The sequence below is a fragment of the Halomonas sp. H10-9-1 genome (assembly GCF_040147005.1).
Taxonomy (GTDB): Bacteria; Pseudomonadota; Gammaproteobacteria; order Pseudomonadales; family Halomonadaceae; genus Halomonas.
The window spans coordinates 2,095,174-2,112,259 of the sequence record NZ_JAMSHO010000001.1; the positions used below are offsets into that span (position 1 = coordinate 2,095,174).

The window sequence follows — 17,086 nt, forward strand, 5'->3', positions numbered from 1 at the left end:
GGCGGCTGATTCGTAGAAGCTTGTTGGTGGAGCCTAGCGGGATCGAACCGCTGACCTCAACACTGCCAGTGTTGCGCTCTCCCAGCTGAGCTAAGGCCCCACACCGTCTCGCCGTTGCGAGAACGGGGCGAATAATACGGCGACCCAGGCATCGCGTCAAGCCCTTTTTTCATTGCTTCCCCGGGAGATGGCGGCCACTGCCTAAGTAGGCTTTCCTCCCGGCGGCCAGTTATGCCACTCTTTAGCCTAGTGATGACCGTACTTTCGATGACCCCTACTTTCGATGACCCCTACTTTCGATGACCGTACTTTCGATGAGCCGTCTCGCCGCCACCGAGCCATCCAGGAGCCACTCGCGTTGATCAAGGTACTCATTGCCGATGACCACCACCTGATACGAACCAGCCTGGCCCACCTGCTGAACGCCGAGAAGGACCTGCGGGTGATCGGCGAGGCCTCCAGTGGAGAGGAGGCAATCGCCCAGACCCGTCGCCTGAAGCCGGACGTGGTGCTGATGGACATCCGCATGCCAGGCATCGGCGGGCTCGAGGCCACGCGCAAGATCACCCGCACCCTGCCGGATGCCCGGGTGCTGGTCCTGACCGCCTGGCTGGAGGATACCTTCGCCCAGCGCCTGCTGGATGCCGGTGCCTGGGGCCTGATCAGCAAGGACTCCCAGCACGACGAGATGGTCGGCGCCATCCGCGAGGTGTTCCATGGCCAGCGCTATGTCAGCCCCAACGTGGCACAGCGCCTGGTGCTGTCGCGCATCGACTCGCCCGAGAACCCCTTCGACGAGCTCTCCTCCCGGGAAATGCAGGTGGCGATGATGATCATCAACTGCCAGAAGGTCGCTGACATCTCCGACCGCCTGTTCCTCAGCCCCAAGACGGTGAACACCTACCGCTATCGCGTCTTCGAGAAGCTCGGGGTCAACTCCGATGTGGAGCTCACCCACCTGGGACTTCGCCACGGGCTGGTGGAAGGTTTCTCCAGCCTCTCGTAACCTGCGCGCCATGACCTTCGACCATCGCCGCTTCCTGGACCACGTCAGTGAGGCCCCCGGCGTCTACCGCATGCTCGACGCGGCCGGCGACACCCTCTATGTCGGCAAGGCGCGCCGCCTGAAGGCGCGCCTTGCCAGCTACTTCCGTGGCGCACTCAACGCCAAGACCCAGGCGCTGGTGGGGCGTATCAGCGATATCCAGGTCACGGTGACCAACAGCGAGACAGAGGCCCTGCTGCTCGAGCAGACCCTGATCAAGGAGCTGCGCCCGCCATACAACATCCTGCTGCGGGACGACAAGTCCTACCCCTTCGTGTTCGTCACCGACCGCCATCCCTTCCCGGCCCTGGAATACAAGCGTGCCCGGAGCCGCCGCGATGACGGCCGCTACCTGGGCCCCTACCCCAGTAGCCACGCGGTTCGCGATAGCCTCTCGCTGATGCAGAAGATCTTCCGCATCCGCAACTGCGAGGACAGCGTCTTCGCCCACCGCACACGGCCCTGCCTGCAGTACCAGATCGATCGCTGCAGCGCACCCTGCGTCGGCTACATCAGCGAGGCCGATTACCGCCGCGACCTGGAGCACGCGGTGCAGTGCCTGGAGGGCAAGAGCGAGCAGGTTACCCGCGAGCTGACCGTCGCCATGGAACTCGCCAGCCGCCAGCTGGCCTTCGAGGAGGCGGCACAGCTGCGCGACCAGGTCCAGCAGTTGCGCCAGCTGCAGCAGCGCCAATTCGTGGATACCGGGGACGGCGACGCCGACGCCTTTGCGCTGGCCAGCCGCCCCGGGGCGCTGTGCATCTCGGTCCTGGCGATACGCCAGGGCCGCCTGCTGGGGGCTCGCCACCACGCCCCCGCCAACGGCCTGGACCTGTCGGAGGAGGCGCTGCTCGGCGACTTCATCAGCCAGTACTACCTGGGCCAGGCCCGCGAGATTCCCCGCGAGGTGATCACCAGCCACGCCATACCCGATGCCGAGCTGATCGCCCGGGCACTGGCCGAGCGCGCCGGCCGCCGGGTACGCCTGACCGACCAGGTGCGCGGGCATCGTGCCCAGTGGAAGGAACTGGCGCGCACCAACGCCGAACAGCAACTGGCCGGCCAGTTGGCCAGCCAGAATCAGCTTTCCCGTCGCTTCGAGGCCCTGCGCGAGGCCCTGGGCATGGAGGCAACCCCGGCGCGACTGGAGTGCTTCGACATCAGCCACACCCTCGGCGAGGCGACCGTGGCTTCCTGCGTGGTGTTCGACGAGAACGGCCCGCGCAAGTCGGACTACCGACGCTTCAATATCGAGGGGGTCGCGGCAGGCGACGACTACGCGGCCATGCAGCAGGCCCTGACGCGACGCTTCCGGCGGGTGAAGGAGGGCGAGGGCCAAGCGCCGGACGTGCTCGTCGTGGATGGCGGCAAGGGGCAGCTCAACATGGCCCGGGAGGTGCTCGAATCCCTCGGGGTCACCGGGGTGGCGCTGCTCGGCGTGGCCAAGGGCACGACCCGCAAGGCGGGCCTGGAGACGCTGTTCCTGGAAACCGTGGATCGCACCCTGAACCTGGAGGCCTCCTCTCCGGCGCTGCACCTGATCCAGCATATCCGCGATGAATCGCATCGCTTCGCCATCACCGGCCACCGCACCCGGCGCGACAAGGTACGGCGCACGTCCACCCTCGAGGGCATCGCCGGGGTCGGCCCCAAGCGCCGGCGCGAACTCCTGCGCTTCTTCGGCGGCCTACAGGGGGTCAAGCAGGCCAGTCGCGACGAACTCGCCCGGGTGCCGGGCATCAGCGACAGCCTGGCCGAAACGATCCATCGCGCCCTGCATGGATGATGGCCGCCAAGGGGGATAGAATACGCCAACGCTTGACGCCCCCTCACCGGCAAGGACAGCTTTGCGCGATGAACATCCCGAATATCCTCACCCTGGCCCGTATCGCCTTCATCCCGCTCCTGGTGGCACTGTTCTATCTGCCCTTCACCTGGAGCATGCCTCTGGCGGCGGCCCTGTTCGCCCTGGCCTCGGTGACCGACTGGCTCGATGGCTACCTGGCCCGGCGCTGGAACCAGGCCACGCCGTTCGGCGCCTTCCTCGATCCGGTGGCCGACAAGCTGATGGTGGCGGTGGCCCTGGCGCTGCTGATCGAGCGCTACGAGGCGATCTGGCTAACCCTGCCGGCACTGGTGATCATCGGCCGCGAGATCGTGATCTCGGCGCTTCGCGAGTGGATGGCCGAGATGGGCAAGCGCGGTAGCGTGGCGGTGTCATGGATCGGCAAGCTGAAGACCACCCTGCAGATGGTCGCCATCCTCCTGCTGCTGGCCTTCGCCCCCGGCACCCCCATCGCCACACTCGCCGTGGTAACGCTCTACGTGGCCGCCGTGCTCACGCTGTGGTCGATGGTTCTCTACCTCCGTGCGGCCTGGCCACATCTACGGCGCTCCATGTAATCGGAGCGCAAAACCGCTTGACAGTCACCGGCTTATCCGTATAATTCGCTCTCGAGTCAGGCGGGAATAGCTCAGTGGTAGAGCATCGCCTTGCCAAGGCGAGGGTCGCGAGTTCGAATCTCGTTTCCCGCTCCATTCCTTCGAATGGCCCGACTCGATGAGGCTGGATGGCAGAGTGGTTATGCAGCGGACTGCAACTCCGTGTACGCCGGTTCGATTCCGACTCCAGCCTCCACTCCCCGATTTCCTGTACTGCCCGACACCGTGCCGCCCGGATGGCGAAATTGGTAGACGCAAGGGACTTAAAATCCCTCGGTGGCGACACCGTGCCGGTTCGAGCCCGGCTCCGGGCACCAGCCATCAGCTGATGGGCTAGCCGCTACCTCTGCGGGGCAAACGCTTGATGAACCTGCCGCCCCTACGCGACCCCTTCTTCACCTATCGCTATCGGCGCCGACTACATGTCCTGCGCGTGCTACTGGCGCTGACCACCACCTTTGTCATCATTCGCGTCTTCGCGGTCCCCTATGCGGGCTGGGCGCTGGTCAGCACCTTGATGGTGATGGGCAATCTGCCGCATATCGGCGGCGTGCTCGACAAGGGTCGTCAGCGGCTGCTGGGCACCGTCCTCGGCGCCGGCTCCGGCCTGCTGCTGATCCTGCTACCCACCGGCCTGCCACTGCTGATTCCCACCGGCAGCCTGGTCGCCATCGGCATCGCCACCTGGCTCACCTTCGGCAACCGTCACGGCTACAGCGGCCTGATGTTCGCGATCAGCCTGCTGCTGGTGGTCGGCGATGGCAGCCACGCCCTGGGCGTGGGCCTGTGGCGCGCCTTCGACGTGCTGCTGGGCACCCTGGTCGGCATCACGATCACGATACTGGTCCTGCCCCAGAAGGCCACCGACATGATGCGCTTCATGCTGGCCGAGAACCTCGAGCGCATGGCGCGGCTCTTCCACGCCCACACCAGCGCCTCGGCGACCCTGGATATCGACACCCCCGCCCTGCTCAAGGCCACCAGCTCGGCACTGGTCAAACAGCGCGGCCTGGTCGATGCCATCCATCGTGAACGCCGCCTGCGGCGCGACGAGCTGGATGACATCATCTCCCTGCAGCGGCGCATGCTCTCCACCATCGAGCTGCTCCTGGAGACCCACTGGAACACCCGTGCCGGCCATGATCGCATCGAGGCGATGGAAGGGCTGCGCGACGAACAGCACCGCCTCGCCCGGGAGTTGGGCACCCTGGCCTATCAGGTGCGTACCGGCCAGCCCATCGCGGTCGAGATCAGCCAGTTCGACCTCCAGCGTTACGCCCCGCTCGCCACCACCGCGGTCAGTGCGCAGGGACGGGCGCTGTTCAGCCCCAGCGGCTACCTGTGGCTCAACCGCGAGCTGGCACGCCTCACCGAGGCCCTGGTCACTCGCCTGGGTGGCCTGACCCGCCTGCCCAGCCGCCGCCTGCGTCGCGCCTCGGGGCGCAAGTGGGCTCGCCGCCACACCGCCACGCCCGACAGAGGAGCGCAAGATGTCCCACGCCAACCATGACGTGCTTATCATCGGCGGCGGTGTCGCCGGCCTGGTGCTCGCCCTGGAGGTGGCCGACCAGCGTGGCGTGACCCTGCTGCGCCCCGCCAGCGACGACCGGGGCGCCAGCCGCTGGGCCCAGGGCGGCATCGCCGCGGTACTCTCCCCCAGCGATGATATCGAGGCGCATATCCAGGATACCCTGGTGGCGGGCGACGGCCTGTGCGACGAGGCCGCGGTGCGCTTCACCGTGGAGCAGGGGCCGGCGGCCATCCAATGGCTGCTTGGCCTGGGCGTCCCCTTCACGCGGGATGCCAGCCCCGGGGCAGACTACCCCTACCACCTCACCCGCGAGGGCGGACACGGCGCGCGACGCATCATCCACGCCGCCGACGCCACCGGGCGCGCGCTGATGGATACCCTCAAGGCCCATGTCGCGGCGCATCCGGCAATCCACATCCGCGATGACCTCACCGCCATCGGCCTGCTCCAGGACGATGCCGGCCGCTGCCGAGGCGCACGCTGTCTCGACACTGACGGGCAGCCGATCGACCTGCCGGCCCACGACACCGTGCTGGCCACCGGCGGCGCCAGCGGCCTCTATCGCCACACAACCAGCCCCCAACCGGCCAGTGGCGAGGGCATGCTGATGGCCGCCGAGCTCGGTGCCACGCTGATGAACCTGGAGTTCCAGCAGTTCCACCCGACCTGCCTCTACGACCCCCAGGGCACCCCCTTCCTGATCAGCGAGGCGGTGCGCGGCGAGGGCGGGCGACTGCTCAACGTCCACGGCGAACGCTTCATGCCGGCCATCGACCCGCGTGCCGAACTGGCGCCGCGAGACGTCGTTGCGCGCGCCATCGACGCCGAGATGCAACGCACCGCAAGCGAGCATGTCTTCCTCGACGTGCGCCATCTGGGCGAGGCGGCGATCCGCGAGCACTTCCCCACCATCCACGCCCACTGCGCCGACCGCGGCATCGATATCGTCAAGGTCCCGATCCCGGTGGTGCCGGCGGCCCACTACAGCTGTGGCGGGGTAGCCACCGACCAGCATGGCGCCACCGACGTGGCCCACCTCTTCGCCGTAGGCGAGGTGGCCTGCACCGGCCTGCACGGCGCCAACCGCATGGCCAGCAACTCGCTACTGGAGTGCCTGGTGTTTGCGCGCAGCTGCGCTGCCATGCTGCAGGATGCCTCGCGGGTGCCGCTCGTCAGCGCGCCTGCCACCCGGGCCAGGGCCGAGGCGACACCGGCGGCACTCGCCGAGTGGCGCGAGCGCATGCGCGGCGTGATGAGCGCCCGGGTGGCCATCGTGCGCCATGACACCGGGCTGATTGAAGCCTCAGAGAGACTCGCTGAACTTCAGAGGGAGATGGCCACGGCCGTTGAACACGGCCAACCCGCCGCCGAACTGGTGGGACTGTGGCATTCGCTGCGCCTGGCGCGGCTGACCGTGGCCAGCGCCCGGGCGCGCCGCGAGTCCCGCGGCCTGCACTACAACCCGGACTGCCCGCACCACGGCGACCCACTTCCCCGTCCCTCCCAGATCCAGCTAAGCGACCTCGACTGAGCGGAGCCGCAAGCACGGTGACTGGCCAGGCCGGTGGACGGCACCGGAGCGTGAGTCGGCCTAGTGGCGAATCAGGTAACGCCGCAGTTCCCGATGGGCAGCCGCCGGGCAGCTGTCGGCCCACAACCATAGCCGCCTGCCATTCAGGCGCAGCCCAATCAGCCAGGGCCCCAGGTAGTCACAGTGCAGGCTGACCGGCTGCAGAGTCGCGCCACCGGCGGCCCGCCAGCGCCACTCTAGCGCCCCACCGGGCAGGAGCTCGGCGCTCAGCTCACCCTGCGGCTGGTCAAGCGTGCACCCGATGACCAGCGCGCCCAGGCCGAGCGTCGCCGCCAGCCACCCCCAGGGGGGAAGTACTAGAACAAGCAGGCCGGCCGCCGCGGCGGCCGGCAGGAGGTGTGCCAGCAGTGCCAGCCTAGACCGGCCGATGCGACACGCTGTCGGTACTCTCGGCATGCTCGATGATCATCTCGATGATGCGCCGGCGCACCGGCTCCGCGGGGAACTCACGGCGCATCAGCCACATGAAGAGGTCTTGATCCTCTTCGTCGATCAGGTCGCGAAACGCGGCCTGGTCGGCTGGCTCCAGGGCGTCATAGCGCTGTTCGAGGAACGGCACCAGCAGCAGATCCAGCTCCCACATGCCCCGACGGGAGTGCCAATAGAGCCGCTTGCGCTGTGCCGCCTCCGGGCTTGATGGTTCGTTCAAGGTCGACCTCGCCTTTGCCTTGGGGGTGTAGGGTGAGTATACCCGAGGCGGCGCATTGGCACAGCTGACCCCGGTCATGGAGCAAGGTTTCTGCTTATGGTCGTAGTGCGTTGTTTTGTCTCGTTTTGCCGAGTATGCTTGGGGGAAAACAACAGCCGCGCCGCCAACGGAGACCCGAGATGACCAAGTCCGAGCTGATCGAACAGATCGCCATGCGCCAGCCCGAGCTGTCGCTCAAGGAAGTGGAATCGGCGGTTCGGCTGATTCTCGACGACATCACCGAGACCCTGGCCGCCGGGGGGCGCGTCGAGATACGCGGCTTCGGTAGCTTCTCCCTGCACTACCGTGAACCGCGTATCGGGCGTAATCCCAAGACCGGCGAACCGGTCGCGCTGGAGGGCAAGTTCGTGCCACACTTCAAACCCGGCAAGGAGCTGCGCGAGCAGGTAGACGACAGCCGCGCGCTGGGCTACTGAGCCCGTCGCTCCGCACTCCCGACCCAACTCTTACATCACAGGGGACACTTCGCATGCGTTGGCTAAAAGGCCTGATCCTGGCCATCATCCTGCTGGCGGTTCTACTGGTCGGCATCCTGTTCGCGGTGAACAATCGCGAGGCACTGCCGCTCAACCTGATCTGGATCGAGTTGCCGCCCGCCTCGTTGTCGGTCTGGCTGCTGGCCTCACTGGCGGCTGGCGTCATGCTGGGCATGCTGGCCATGAGCGGCGTCTACCTGCGCCTGCGTGCCCTGCTGACGCGCGCCCAGCGCCACAACCAGCAGCAGCGCAAGGAGCTCGACAAGCTGCGTGTTCAGGAGCTGAAGGAACTTCCCTGATATGCCCGATGCCCTGCTGCTGACCATCCTGGTGGCAGCCGTCGCCATCGGCTGGTGGCTGGGCCGCCGCGAATACAGCAAGCCGATCCATCCCGCGCCTCCGCAAGGACTGCCGCGGGATTATTTCGTGGGCCTCAACTACCTGCTCAACGACGAGCAGGATCGCGCCATCGAGACCTTCGTCGGGGCGCTGCAGGTCAACAGCGAGACCATCGATACCCATATCACCCTGGGCAACCTCTTCCGCAGCCGCGGCGAGGCCGACCGGGCGATGAAGATCCACCAGAACCTGCTAGCCCGCCCCAGCTTGACCGCCTCCCAGGGCGAGCGTGTGCAGCTGGAGCTGGCCCGAGACTTTCTCTCCCTGGGCCTGCTGGATCGTGCCGAGCGGTTACTCAAGGGGTTGCTGCGCGATACCCATGACGATGGGCTGCGGCGATCGGCACGCCGGCTGCTGGCGGACCTCTTCGAACGCGAGGGCGAATGGTCGGAGGCCTTCAAGGTGGCCAACCCCCAACTGATCCGTGAGGATCAGGAAGTGCGGCGTGCGGCGGCCCACTGGCTCTGCCAGCTGGCCGAGGAGGAGCGCGCCAACGCCACTCCGGTGCTGGCCCGCCGCCACCTCAAGCAGGCCCTCAACGTCGACCCGCGCTGCGTGCGCGCCAACCTGCTGCTGGCCGCTCTCGAGCACGACACGGGCCACTACCGCCAGGAGATCACCCTGCTGTCGCGAATCCCCGCCCAGGATGCGGCCTTCACCCCGACCCTGCTGGAGCCACTGAGCAATGCCTACCGCCTGCTAGACGACGAGGATGGCCTGATCGATCATCTCCACGGCCTGCTGGACGAGACCCCCTACACCAGCGTGATCATCCTGCTGGCCGAGACCCTGCGTCATCGCCAGGGCATCGAGCCCGCGATCGCCCTGGTCAGTGAACAGCTCAATCGCGAGGCGAGCCTGGGAGCGCTGGACTACCTGATCGACCTCTATCACCAGCACAGTCACGGCGAGGCGCTGGAACAGTTGGCCCTGCTCAAGCGCCATACCGCCGACCTGCTCGGCAAGCTCCCCCGCCACCGCTGCCGCCGCTGCGGCTTCACCGGCGACCAGTTGCACTGGCAGTGCCCGCGCTGTCGTAGCTGGGGCACCACCCGCCCGATCACCGGCATCGAGGGAGAGTAGCGGCTAGTTGAGCTCGGCCTCGATGGCGGCGAGGGCCTCCATGGGCTCCTCCGCCTGGGTGATCGGGCGCCCTACCACCAGGTGGGTGCTACCCGCGGCCATGGCATCCCCCGGCGTCATGATGCGCTGCTGGTCGCCGGCCTGGGCGAAGGCGGGGCGAATGCCCGGCGTCACCTTGAGGAAATCGTCGCCACACAGCTTGCGCAGGCGGGCGGACTCCTGGGCCGAACACACCACACCGTGCATCCCGCTGTCGCGGGCCAGGGTCGCCAGGCGCTCCACCTGTGCGGCGGGCGAGACGCCCACACCCACCTCGGCCAGGTCATCGGCCGTCATGCTGGTCAGAACGGTCACCGCGATCAGTCGTGTGCCAAGACCGTGGCGCTCCAGTCGCTCCCGAGCAGCCTCCATCATGCGGCGCCCTCCACCGGCATGGACATTGACCATCCAGACCCCCTGCTCCGCCGCGGCATGCACGGCGCCGGCCACGGTGTTGGGGATGTCGTGAAACTTGAGGTCGAGGAACACCTCGAAGCCGCGCCCGTGCAAAGCCTCCAGCACGTCGGGGCCGCTGCGGGTGAACAGCTCCTTGCCCACCTTGAGGCGGCAGCGTGCCGGATCGAGACGGTCGGCCATGCAAAGGGCGGCATCCAGGGAGGGGTAGTCGAGGGCAATGATCAGAGGGGAATCGGTAGACACGAACCGGGCTCCGGGCAAGAGGAAATCGTCGCCAGAGTATACCAGCCATGGGCGATGTGAGCCGTGCGTGTTCTCCGACTCGAGATCGACGCCCTGTCCTACTTCCTGCCCGCCACGGCGACGAGGCAAAGGCGCGTTGTCCCACAGCCTGGCGGGCAGAAGCCCCACAGGAAGTTCCTTCCGCCGGGGCTAGCTTGAAGAGGCACCCGCTAAGGATGCGACAACAACGATGCGACAACAACAACGGAGAAAGAGACATGAAAACCAGCTTTCACGCCCTCTTCGGGGCCTGCCTCGTCGCGCTCATGCTGGGGCTCGTACCACTGGGTGCCATGGCCCAGGAGATCGAGCCGATCAACGTCAATACCGCCGGCGCCGAGCTGCTGACCGAGCTACCGGGAATCGGGCCGAGCAAGGCAGCGGCCATCGTCGAGGATCGCGAGGCCAACGGCCCCTACGCGAGCGCCGAGGATCTCACCCGCGTCAGCGGCATCGGCGAGGGCACGGTGGCCGGCCTGGAGGACCAGATCACCTTCTAATGATCAGCACTCGATGATCGGCCAGCGGACGGCCGTCATCGAGACATGCACCCCGCGAATCGATCAGAGGCGCAGACCGCCGTCACACTCGATCACGCGGCCGGAGAAGTAATCATTCTCGAAGATGAACAGCGCACTCTGGGCGATGTTTTCCGGCTGCCCGAGGCGCTTGAGTGGTACACCGGCGGTCAGCTTGTCGAGCATGTCCTGGCGCATGGATGCGGTCATCTCAGTTTCGATGAAGCCCGGGGCCACCGCGCCCACCCGGATGCCATGCTGCGCCAGCTCCCTGGCCCAGGTAGTGGTGAGGGCCACCACGCCAGCCTTGCAGGCCGCGTAGTTGCTCTGCCCCATGTTACCGGCCCGCGAGATGCTGGAGATATTGACGATCACCCCCTCATTGCCCGCCTCGACCATCTGCGCCGCCGCCTCGCGCCCGCACAGGAACACGCCGGTCAAGTTGACGTCGATCACCGACTGCCACTGCTCGAGGGACATGGTCTTCTCGACCTTGCCTTCCCGTGCCTTTACCAGCAGAGCATCACGCAGGATACCGGCGTTGTTGACCAGGCCGCTGACCGGCCCCAGGGAGTCGGCGATATCGGCGAAGGCCTGCTTCACGGAGGCCTCGTCGGCCACGTTAGTGACGAAGGCGCGCGCCTCGACGCCGGCTCCATGGAGTCCCGTGACGGCTTCGTCGAGGGTCGCGGCATCGGTATCGAGCAGGGCCAGGCGGGCACCCTGACGACCCAGCATGGCGGCCATGGCCAGCCCGAGGCCGCGGGCACCACCGGTGATGGCGATGACGGAATTCTGCAGTTGCATCGTGACTCCTTCGGGAGATGGTGGATCAGTGATAGATTCCTGGCACTGTAGCAGATTCTTGTGCAGCGCATCATGACACTATGACTAAGCTTATAATCCCGCCTTTGTCTCCCGCCGGCCAGTGATGCCGACCAACGCTTGATTTCCCCGCCTTCGCCCCCATCTCACCGTGAACGTCATCATGGGAGGCCACATGCCCTTTCTCCTTATCTTCACGCTGTTTGCCCTGCTCGACTTCGTCATCCTCTTTTCGGTGGGCAGCCAGATCGGCCTGCTCACCACCCTGCTGCTGGTGCTGGCCACCGGCTTCATCGGCCTGCACCTGATCCGCCGCGAGGGCGCCGCCACCTTCGCCCGGGCCCGGGAGCGCCTGGAGCGCGGCGAGATGCCCTCCGGCGAACTGCTCACCGGTGCCGCCCTGATCTTCGGCGGCGCCCTGCTGATGGCGCCGGGCTTCGTCTCCGACGTTTTGGGCTTCCTGTGCCTGATGCCCGATGCCCGGCGCCTGATAGGCAAGCTGCTGGCCTGGCTGGGTATCCGCACCCAAGGCTTCCGCGTGCATCGCGAGGGATTCGGTGCCAGGCCCAGTGCCGGTCGTCCCCACGACGACTGGGCCCAGGCCGATGAGGGGCGTCGTCACCGCGGCGCCGACGAGCCGTCGTCACGCCACGCCGACGACGGCGTCATCGAGGGCGAGTTCATCCCCCGTGACGAGCGCCGCGGCTGATTCGCCCGAATCAGCAAAAAAATTTCATGGTGGGCCTTGAAAGGCCATGGGCAAGCCCCACCTACACGTCAGCAACAGGTTTCGGCGCGGCACTCGCGCCATTGACACGGAAGGCGCCCGACGCCTCCCCTCGCTGCCTTGGTGGCGAGGACGTGATGCAACCCGCCGGATCATCGGCATACAAACCATCAGGAGAACGTGAGCAATGAACATCCGTCCCTTGCACGATCGCGTCATCATTCGTCGCGTCGAGGAAGAACAGAAAACCGCTGGCGGTATCGTGCTCCCGGGCAACGCCCAGGAAAAGCCGACGCGTGGCGAAGTGCTCGCCGTCGGTAACGGTCGGATCCTCGACAACGGCGACGTGCGTCCGCTCGACGTCAAGGTCGGCGACACCGTGATCTTCAAGGATGGCTTCGGCGTCGAGAAGCAGAAGGTCGACGGCGAAGAGGTCCTGATCATGAGCGAGTCCGACATCCTGGCCGTAGTCGAAGGTTGAGCTGAAGGCTGAGCACAAGACGCTCACGCCGTGCACAGCGAATTGTGACGTTCACGAATTGAAAGGAAGATAGCGAACATGGCAGCAAAGCAAGTCAAGTTTTCCGATGATGCCCGCAAGCGCATGGCACGCGGTGTCGACCTCCTGGCCAACGCGGTCAAGGTGACCCTGGGCCCGAAGGGCCGCAACGTGGTGATCGAGAAGTCCTTCGGCGCGCCGACCGTGACCAAGGACGGCGTCTCCGTGGCCAAGGAGATCGAGCTCAAGGAGCGCTTCGAGAACATGGGCGCCCAGATGGTCAAGGAAGTCGCTTCCAAGACCTCCGACGTCGCCGGTGACGGCACCACCACCGCCACCGTGCTGGCCCAGTCCATCGTGACCGAAGGCCTCAAGGGCGTCATCGCCGGCATGAACCCGATGGACCTCAAGCGCGGCATCGACCAGGCCGTGGTCGCCGCCGTCAAGGAGATCGAGGCCCTGTCCGTGCCCTGCACCGACTCCAAGTCCATCGCCCAGGTCGGCACCATCTCCGCCAACGGCGACAAACGCATCGGTGAGATCATCGCCGAAGCCATGGAGAAGGTAGGCAAGGAAGGCGTAATCACCGTCGACGAGGGTCGCGGCTTCGAGGACGAGCTCGACGTCGTCGAGGGCATGCAGTTCGATCGCGGCTACCTGTCGCCCTACTTCGTCACTAACCAGGACACCATGGCGGTCGAGCTGGAAGACCCCTACATCCTGATGGTCGACAAGAAGATCTCCAACATCCGCGAACTGCTGCCGACCCTCGAGGCCGTGGCCAAGGCCGGCAAGCCGCTGGTGATCATCGCCGAGGACATCGAGGGCGAGGCGCTGGCCACCCTGGTGGTCAACACCATGCGCGGCATCGTCAAGGTCGCCGCCGCCAAGGCGCCGGGCTTCGGTGACCGCCGCAAGGCCATGCTCCAGGACATCGCCATCCTGACCAATGGCACCGTGATCTCCGAGGAAGTGGGTCTGGACCTCGAGCAGGCCACCCTGGACCACCTGGGTACCGCCAAGCGCGTGACCATGTCCAAGGAGAACACCACCATCATCGATGGCGCCGGCAACGACGCCGACATCGAGGCCCGCGTCAACCAGATCCGCGCCCAGATCGAGGAGACCTCCTCCGACTACGATCGTGAGAAGCTCCAGGAGCGCGTCGCCAAGCTGGCCGGCGGTGTCGCCGTGATCCGCGTCGGTGCCGCCACCGAGGTGGAGATGAAGGAGAAGAAGGCGCGCGTCGAGGACGCCCTGCACTCCACCCGTGCCGCGGTCGAGGAAGGCGTGGTGCCTGGCGGTGGTACCGCTCTGGTGCGCGTGCTGACCAAGGTTGCCGGCCTCAAGGGTGACAACGAGGACCAGACCCACGGCATCGCCATCGCCGTGCGCGCCATGGAGGCCCCGCTGCGCCAGATCGTCACCAACGCCGGTCAGGAAGCCTCCGTCATCCTGAACCAGGTCAAGGCTGGCGAAGGCAACTACGGCTACAACGCCCAGACCGGCGATTACGGCGACCTGTTCGAGATGGGTGTGCTGGACCCGGCCAAGGTGACCCGCAGCGCGCTGCAGTCCGCCGGCTCCGTGGCAGGCCTGATGATCACCACCGAGGCGATGATCGCCGACGATCCGGACGAGAAGGAAGCCGCTCCGGACATGGGTGGCATGGGCGGCATGGGTGGCATGGGCGGCATGATGTAAGCCCCCCTGCCCCAGGCACTGCCCCCAGAGGCAAGCCCTGAGACAGACCCCGCCGGCGCAAGCCGGCGGGGTTTTTTACGTAAGGAGAAAGGAGAAAGGAGAAAGGAGAAAGGAGAAAGGAGAAAGGAGAAAGGAGAAAGGAGAAAGGAGAAAGGAGAAAGGAGAAAGGAGAAAGGAGAAAGGAGAAAGGAGAAAGGAGAAAGGAGAAAGGCAGTGTGGTACCGGTAATACGGGTGGCAAGGAGTTGACTCCAGCTTGCCCCTTGCAGCTTGCAGCTTGTAGCTGGCCGAAGGCCCGGTAAGATACCCAACCTCCGCTTATCACCTTACGCCAGCCGCCTGCCCATGCTTTCGAACATCCGCATCGTCCTCGTCCAGACCTTCCATCCCGGCAATATCGGGGCCGCCGCGCGGGCCATGAAGACCATGGGTCTGACCGACCTGGTGCTGGTCAATCCCCGGCAGTTTCCCGACCCCGAAGCCTCGCGGCTCGCCGCCGGGGCCGAGGACCTGGTGGAAGGAGCCCGGGTGGTCGACTCGCTGGCGGAGGCCGTGAGTGACTGCGTGCAGGTGGTGGGCGCCAGCGCGCGTCTGCGGAGCCTGCCGCTGCCGCACTTCGACGAGCCCGACGAGATGGCGCGTGATGTGGTGGAGCATGCCGCCCACGATCCGGTGGCGCTGGTATTCGGTCGTGAACGCTTCGGCCTCACCAATGACGAGATCGGCCTGTGCAGCCACCAGGTGAGCATTCCCGCCAACCCCGACTACGGCATCCTCAACCTCTCCCAGGCGGTGCAGGTGCTCGCCTACGAGGTATTCAAGGCCTGGCGGCGGCGTCCCGGAAGTGGCTACCGACCGACCCTGCCCGTCGAGGAGCACCAGCCCAGCCGCGAGCAGGTCGGTCATTTCCAGGAGCACCTGGGCCGCGTAATGCAACGCAGCGGCTTCCTCACTCAACCCCATGCTCGTACCGAGGCCCACCTGCAGGCACTGTTCGCCCGCGCCCAGCCGTCACGCCGCGAGCTGTCGCTGCTGCGTGGCCTGCTCGCCTCCCTGGAGCGCCACCTTCCCGACCAGTAACGGACAGAAACGCTGACGGCGACCCGCGGGCCGCCGTCAGCGGTACTGCCTGGGCACGCGGCCCGACCTACAGGGTCATGGCGGCCAGCCAGCCGAAGGCGATCAGCGGGATGTTGTAGTGCAGGAAGGTGGGAACCACGCTGTCCCAGATATGGTCATGCTGGCGGTCAACGTTGAGGCCCGAGGTCGGCCCCAGGGTGGAGTCGGAGGCCGGCGAGCCCGCATCTCCCAGCGCCGCCGCGGTGCCGACCAGCGCCACGGTGGCCAGCGGCGAGAAGCCGAACTGCACCGCCAGGGGCACGAAGATGGCGGCGATGATCGGGATGGTGGAGAACGACGAGCCGATGCCCAGGGTGATGAACAGGCCCACCAGCAGCATCAGCAGCGCGGCCAGGCCACGATTGTCACCGATCACCGCGACGCTGGACTCCACCAGGGTCTCGATCTGGCCGGTAGCGCTCATCACCGCGGCAAAGCCCGATGCCGAGATCATGATGAAGCCGATCAGCGCCATCATGCGCATGCCGCTGGTGAAGAGGTCGTCGGCCTCGCGCCACTTGAAGATACCGCCCACCGAGAGCAGGGCGAAGCCCACCAGCCCGCCGAGGATCATGGAACCGGTCCAGAGCTGGATACCCAGGGCCGCCACGATGGCGACCACCGCCATGACCAGGCCCAGGGCATGCGGCTCATGGATCTCCGGCTGATGGTGCGGCACGTTGGTGGTGGCCACGTCCAGCGCCTCGTAGTCACGCGGCCGGCGATAGCTCAGGAACACCGCCACCGCGAGGCCTAGCGCCATGCCACCCACCGGGACCCCCATGGCCAGCGGCACCATGCCACGCGAGATCTCGAGGCCCAGCGCCGCGCCGGCCTGGTTGATGTTGGCCAGCAGGATATCGTTGAGGAAGATCGCCCCGAAGCCCACCGGCAACAGCATGTAGGGGGCGGTCAGGCCGAAGGTCAGCGCACAGGCCACCGCCCGGCGGTCCAGGCGCAACTGGTTCATCACCTTGAGCAGCGGCGGGATCAGGATGGGAATAAAGGCGATGTGCACCGGAATCAGGTTCTGGGAGGAGATCGCCACCAGCAGCACCGCACCGAGCAGCAGGTACTTCACCAGCGCCTGCTTGCTGGCGGTGGCCTCCTGGCCCAGCAGGGAGATCAGCCGCCTGGCCAGCAGGTCGGGCAGGCCCGAGCGGGAGATCGCCACCGCAAAGGCACCCAGGGTGGCATAGGCCAGCGCCACCTTGGCCCCGCCACCGACCCCGTCGTTGAAGGCACCGAGGGTCTCCTCCACGGAGAGCCCGCCCACCAGGCCGCCCACCAGCGCCCCGACTACCAGCGCGAAGACGACCGAAACCCGTGCCAGTGACAGGCCGACCATGACCAGCACCGCAATGATTACCGCATTCATGACAGCGTTCCCGAAGCAGGAGTTGGATTGAGACGAAACGGCGCAGGATTTTACCAGAAGCGCCCGCCTTGCGCCCGGGCCGACGGAACGGGATGTCATGGAATCGACACGCGACGGTCACCGCCCTGTTACCTGCATCGACGATAAAGGGAGACGTCCAGCAGGACGCGGCAAGGGACACTGTCACTTCTCCGCCACGGATGCGCCAGGGCTGGACGCCCTGCAGGGAGATCGGCAGCAGGACGCTGCCCATGGAGGCCCACACGCCACGGCAACGCCGTGGCGTTCTTCTGTCCAGGCGTC

General features: G+C 66.4%; 18 protein-coding genes and 4 tRNA genes. 16 read left to right on the top strand and 6 right to left on the bottom strand.

Going from position 1 to position 17,086, the window contains the following annotated elements:
- Positions 1–24: 24 nt before the first annotated feature.
- Positions 25–100: transfer RNA gene (locus tag NFH66_RS09635), tRNA-Ala, on the bottom strand.
- 258 nt (positions 101–358) lie between these two features.
- On the opposite strand from NFH66_RS09635, the gene NFH66_RS09640 reads away from it, so the two are divergent.
- From NFH66_RS09640 to nadB, 8 genes are all read left to right on the top strand, one after another.
- Complete coding sequence (locus NFH66_RS09640) at positions 359–1,006, top strand: response regulator (RefSeq protein ID WP_349610110.1); 648 nt, start codon at positions 359–361, stop codon at positions 1,004–1,006.
- Positions 1,007–1,016: 10 nt separating this feature from the next.
- Positions 1,017–2,831 carry an excinuclease ABC subunit UvrC gene (uvrC, locus tag NFH66_RS09645; protein WP_349611699.1) on the top strand — a complete coding sequence of 605 codons (1,815 nt, stop codon included), beginning with the start codon at positions 1,017–1,019 and terminating at the stop codon, positions 2,829–2,831.
- 68 nt (positions 2,832–2,899) lie between these two features.
- Positions 2,900–3,448, top strand: a complete 549-nt coding sequence (pgsA, locus tag NFH66_RS09650) for a CDP-diacylglycerol--glycerol-3-phosphate 3-phosphatidyltransferase (RefSeq protein ID WP_349610111.1) — start codon at positions 2,900–2,902, stop codon at positions 3,446–3,448.
- A gap of 60 nt (positions 3,449–3,508) precedes the next feature.
- Positions 3,509–3,583 (top strand) — tRNA-Gly (locus tag NFH66_RS09655).
- 26 nt (positions 3,584–3,609) lie between these two features.
- Positions 3,610–3,683, top strand: a tRNA-Cys gene (locus NFH66_RS09660).
- Positions 3,684–3,717: 34 nt separating this feature from the next.
- Positions 3,718–3,804, top strand: a tRNA-Leu gene (locus NFH66_RS09665).
- Positions 3,805–3,851: 47 nt separating this feature from the next.
- Entirely contained in the window at positions 3,852–4,997 is a 1,146-nt protein-coding gene (locus NFH66_RS09670) for an FUSC family protein (protein WP_349610112.1), read from the top strand.
- A complete protein-coding gene (gene nadB / locus NFH66_RS09675; RefSeq protein WP_349610113.1) occupies positions 4,978–6,549 on the top strand; it encodes an L-aspartate oxidase in 1,572 nt (523 codons plus the stop codon). Before NFH66_RS09670 ends, nadB begins: the two co-directional genes overlap by 20 nt.
- A 60-nt stretch (positions 6,550–6,609) precedes the next feature.
- On the opposite strand, the gene NFH66_RS09680 is transcribed toward nadB, so the two are convergent.
- Positions 6,610–7,005 (bottom strand): protein YgfX, encoded by a 396-nt coding sequence (locus tag NFH66_RS09680; RefSeq protein WP_349610114.1) that lies wholly within the window; start codon positions 7,003–7,005, stop codon positions 6,610–6,612.
- Positions 6,965–7,258 (bottom strand): FAD assembly factor SdhE, encoded by a 294-nt coding sequence (locus NFH66_RS09685; RefSeq protein WP_349610115.1) that lies wholly within the window; start codon positions 7,256–7,258, stop codon positions 6,965–6,967. Before NFH66_RS09685 ends, NFH66_RS09680 begins: the two co-directional genes overlap by 41 nt.
- A gap of 134 nt (positions 7,259–7,392) precedes the next feature.
- Here NFH66_RS09685 and NFH66_RS09690 point away from each other — a divergent pair, with 134 nt between their 5' ends.
- From NFH66_RS09690 to lapB, 3 genes are read left to right on the top strand one after another with little or no spacing between them, the layout of a single operon-like run.
- Positions 7,393–7,734: an integration host factor subunit beta gene (locus tag NFH66_RS09690; protein WP_349610116.1), complete on the top strand. Its 342-nt coding sequence runs from the start codon at positions 7,393–7,395 to the stop codon at positions 7,732–7,734.
- Positions 7,735–7,787: 53 nt separating this feature from the next.
- Positions 7,788–8,093 carry a LapA family protein gene (locus NFH66_RS09695; RefSeq protein WP_349610117.1) on the top strand — a complete coding sequence of 102 codons (306 nt, stop codon included), beginning with the start codon at positions 7,788–7,790 and terminating at the stop codon, positions 8,091–8,093.
- Position 8,094: 1 nt separating this feature from the next.
- Positions 8,095–9,276, top strand: coding sequence for a lipopolysaccharide assembly protein LapB (gene lapB, locus NFH66_RS09700; protein WP_349610118.1), 1,182 nt, complete (start codon positions 8,095–8,097; stop codon positions 9,274–9,276).
- Between the two features lie 3 nt (positions 9,277–9,279).
- On the opposite strand, the gene pyrF is transcribed toward lapB, so the two are convergent.
- Positions 9,280–9,975, bottom strand: a complete 696-nt coding sequence (pyrF, locus tag NFH66_RS09705; RefSeq protein WP_349610119.1) for an orotidine-5'-phosphate decarboxylase — start codon at positions 9,973–9,975, stop codon at positions 9,280–9,282.
- Between the two features lie 257 nt (positions 9,976–10,232).
- Here pyrF and NFH66_RS09710 point away from each other — a divergent pair, with 257 nt between their 5' ends.
- Positions 10,233–10,514 (top strand): ComEA family DNA-binding protein, encoded by a 282-nt coding sequence (locus NFH66_RS09710; protein WP_349610120.1) that lies wholly within the window; start codon positions 10,233–10,235, stop codon positions 10,512–10,514.
- 63 nt (positions 10,515–10,577) lie between these two features.
- Here the strand turns inward: NFH66_RS09710 and NFH66_RS09715 are convergent, their stop codons facing one another.
- A complete protein-coding gene (locus tag NFH66_RS09715; RefSeq protein ID WP_349610121.1) occupies positions 10,578–11,339 on the bottom strand; it encodes an SDR family oxidoreductase in 762 nt (253 codons plus the stop codon).
- Between the two features lie 193 nt (positions 11,340–11,532).
- Here NFH66_RS09715 and NFH66_RS09720 point away from each other — a divergent pair, with 193 nt between their 5' ends.
- From NFH66_RS09720 to NFH66_RS09735, 4 genes are all read left to right on the top strand, one after another.
- Positions 11,533–12,066, top strand: coding sequence for an FxsA family protein (locus NFH66_RS09720; protein ID WP_349610122.1), 534 nt, complete (start codon positions 11,533–11,535; stop codon positions 12,064–12,066).
- A 205-nt stretch (positions 12,067–12,271) separates the two neighbouring features.
- Entirely contained in the window at positions 12,272–12,565 is a 294-nt protein-coding gene (locus NFH66_RS09725; RefSeq protein ID WP_349610123.1) for a co-chaperone GroES, read from the top strand.
- A gap of 78 nt (positions 12,566–12,643) precedes the next feature.
- A complete protein-coding gene (gene groL / locus NFH66_RS09730; protein WP_349610124.1) occupies positions 12,644–14,287 on the top strand; it encodes a chaperonin GroEL in 1,644 nt (547 codons plus the stop codon).
- Positions 14,288–14,631: 344 nt separating this feature from the next.
- Complete coding sequence (locus NFH66_RS09735) at positions 14,632–15,366, top strand: RNA methyltransferase (RefSeq protein WP_349610125.1); 735 nt, start codon at positions 14,632–14,634, stop codon at positions 15,364–15,366.
- A 67-nt stretch (positions 15,367–15,433) separates the two neighbouring features.
- Here NFH66_RS09735 and NFH66_RS09740 read toward each other — a convergent pair whose 3' ends face one another.
- Positions 15,434–16,783 carry a Na+/H+ antiporter family protein gene (locus NFH66_RS09740; RefSeq protein ID WP_349610126.1) on the bottom strand — a complete coding sequence of 450 codons (1,350 nt, stop codon included), beginning with the start codon at positions 16,781–16,783 and terminating at the stop codon, positions 15,434–15,436.
- Between the last annotated feature and the right edge of the window lie 303 nt (positions 16,784–17,086).

Coding starts and splice junctions, on each gene's coding strand:
- nadB (WP_349610113.1), top strand. CDS start 4,978: ATGTCCCACGCCAACCATGACGTGCTTATCATCGGCGGCGGTGTCGCC.
- groL (WP_349610124.1), top strand. CDS start 12,644: ATGGCAGCAAAGCAAGTCAAGTTTTCCGATGATGCCCGCAAGCGCATG.
- NFH66_RS09715 (WP_349610121.1), bottom strand. CDS start 11,339: ATGCAACTGCAGAATTCCGTCATCGCCATCACCGGTGGTGCCCGCGGC.
- lapB (WP_349610118.1), top strand. CDS start 8,095: ATGCCCGATGCCCTGCTGCTGACCATCCTGGTGGCAGCCGTCGCCATC.
- pgsA (WP_349610111.1), top strand. CDS start 2,900: ATGAACATCCCGAATATCCTCACCCTGGCCCGTATCGCCTTCATCCCG.
- NFH66_RS09725 (WP_349610123.1), top strand. CDS start 12,272: ATGAACATCCGTCCCTTGCACGATCGCGTCATCATTCGTCGCGTCGAG.
- NFH66_RS09710 (WP_349610120.1), top strand. CDS start 10,233: ATGAAAACCAGCTTTCACGCCCTCTTCGGGGCCTGCCTCGTCGCGCTC.
- NFH66_RS09720 (WP_349610122.1), top strand. CDS start 11,533: ATGCCCTTTCTCCTTATCTTCACGCTGTTTGCCCTGCTCGACTTCGTC.
- NFH66_RS09740 (WP_349610126.1), bottom strand. CDS start 16,783: ATGAATGCGGTAATCATTGCGGTGCTGGTCATGGTCGGCCTGTCACTG.
- NFH66_RS09690 (WP_349610116.1), top strand. CDS start 7,393: ATGCTTGGGGGAAAACAACAGCCGCGCCGCCAACGGAGACCCGAGATG.
- uvrC (WP_349611699.1), top strand. CDS start 1,017: ATGACCTTCGACCATCGCCGCTTCCTGGACCACGTCAGTGAGGCCCCC.
- NFH66_RS09680 (WP_349610114.1), bottom strand. CDS start 7,005: ATGCCGAGAGTACCGACAGCGTGTCGCATCGGCCGGTCTAGGCTGGCA.
- NFH66_RS09670 (WP_349610112.1), top strand. CDS start 3,852: ATGAACCTGCCGCCCCTACGCGACCCCTTCTTCACCTATCGCTATCGG.
- NFH66_RS09695 (WP_349610117.1), top strand. CDS start 7,788: ATGCGTTGGCTAAAAGGCCTGATCCTGGCCATCATCCTGCTGGCGGTT.
- NFH66_RS09735 (WP_349610125.1), top strand. CDS start 14,632: ATGCTTTCGAACATCCGCATCGTCCTCGTCCAGACCTTCCATCCCGGC.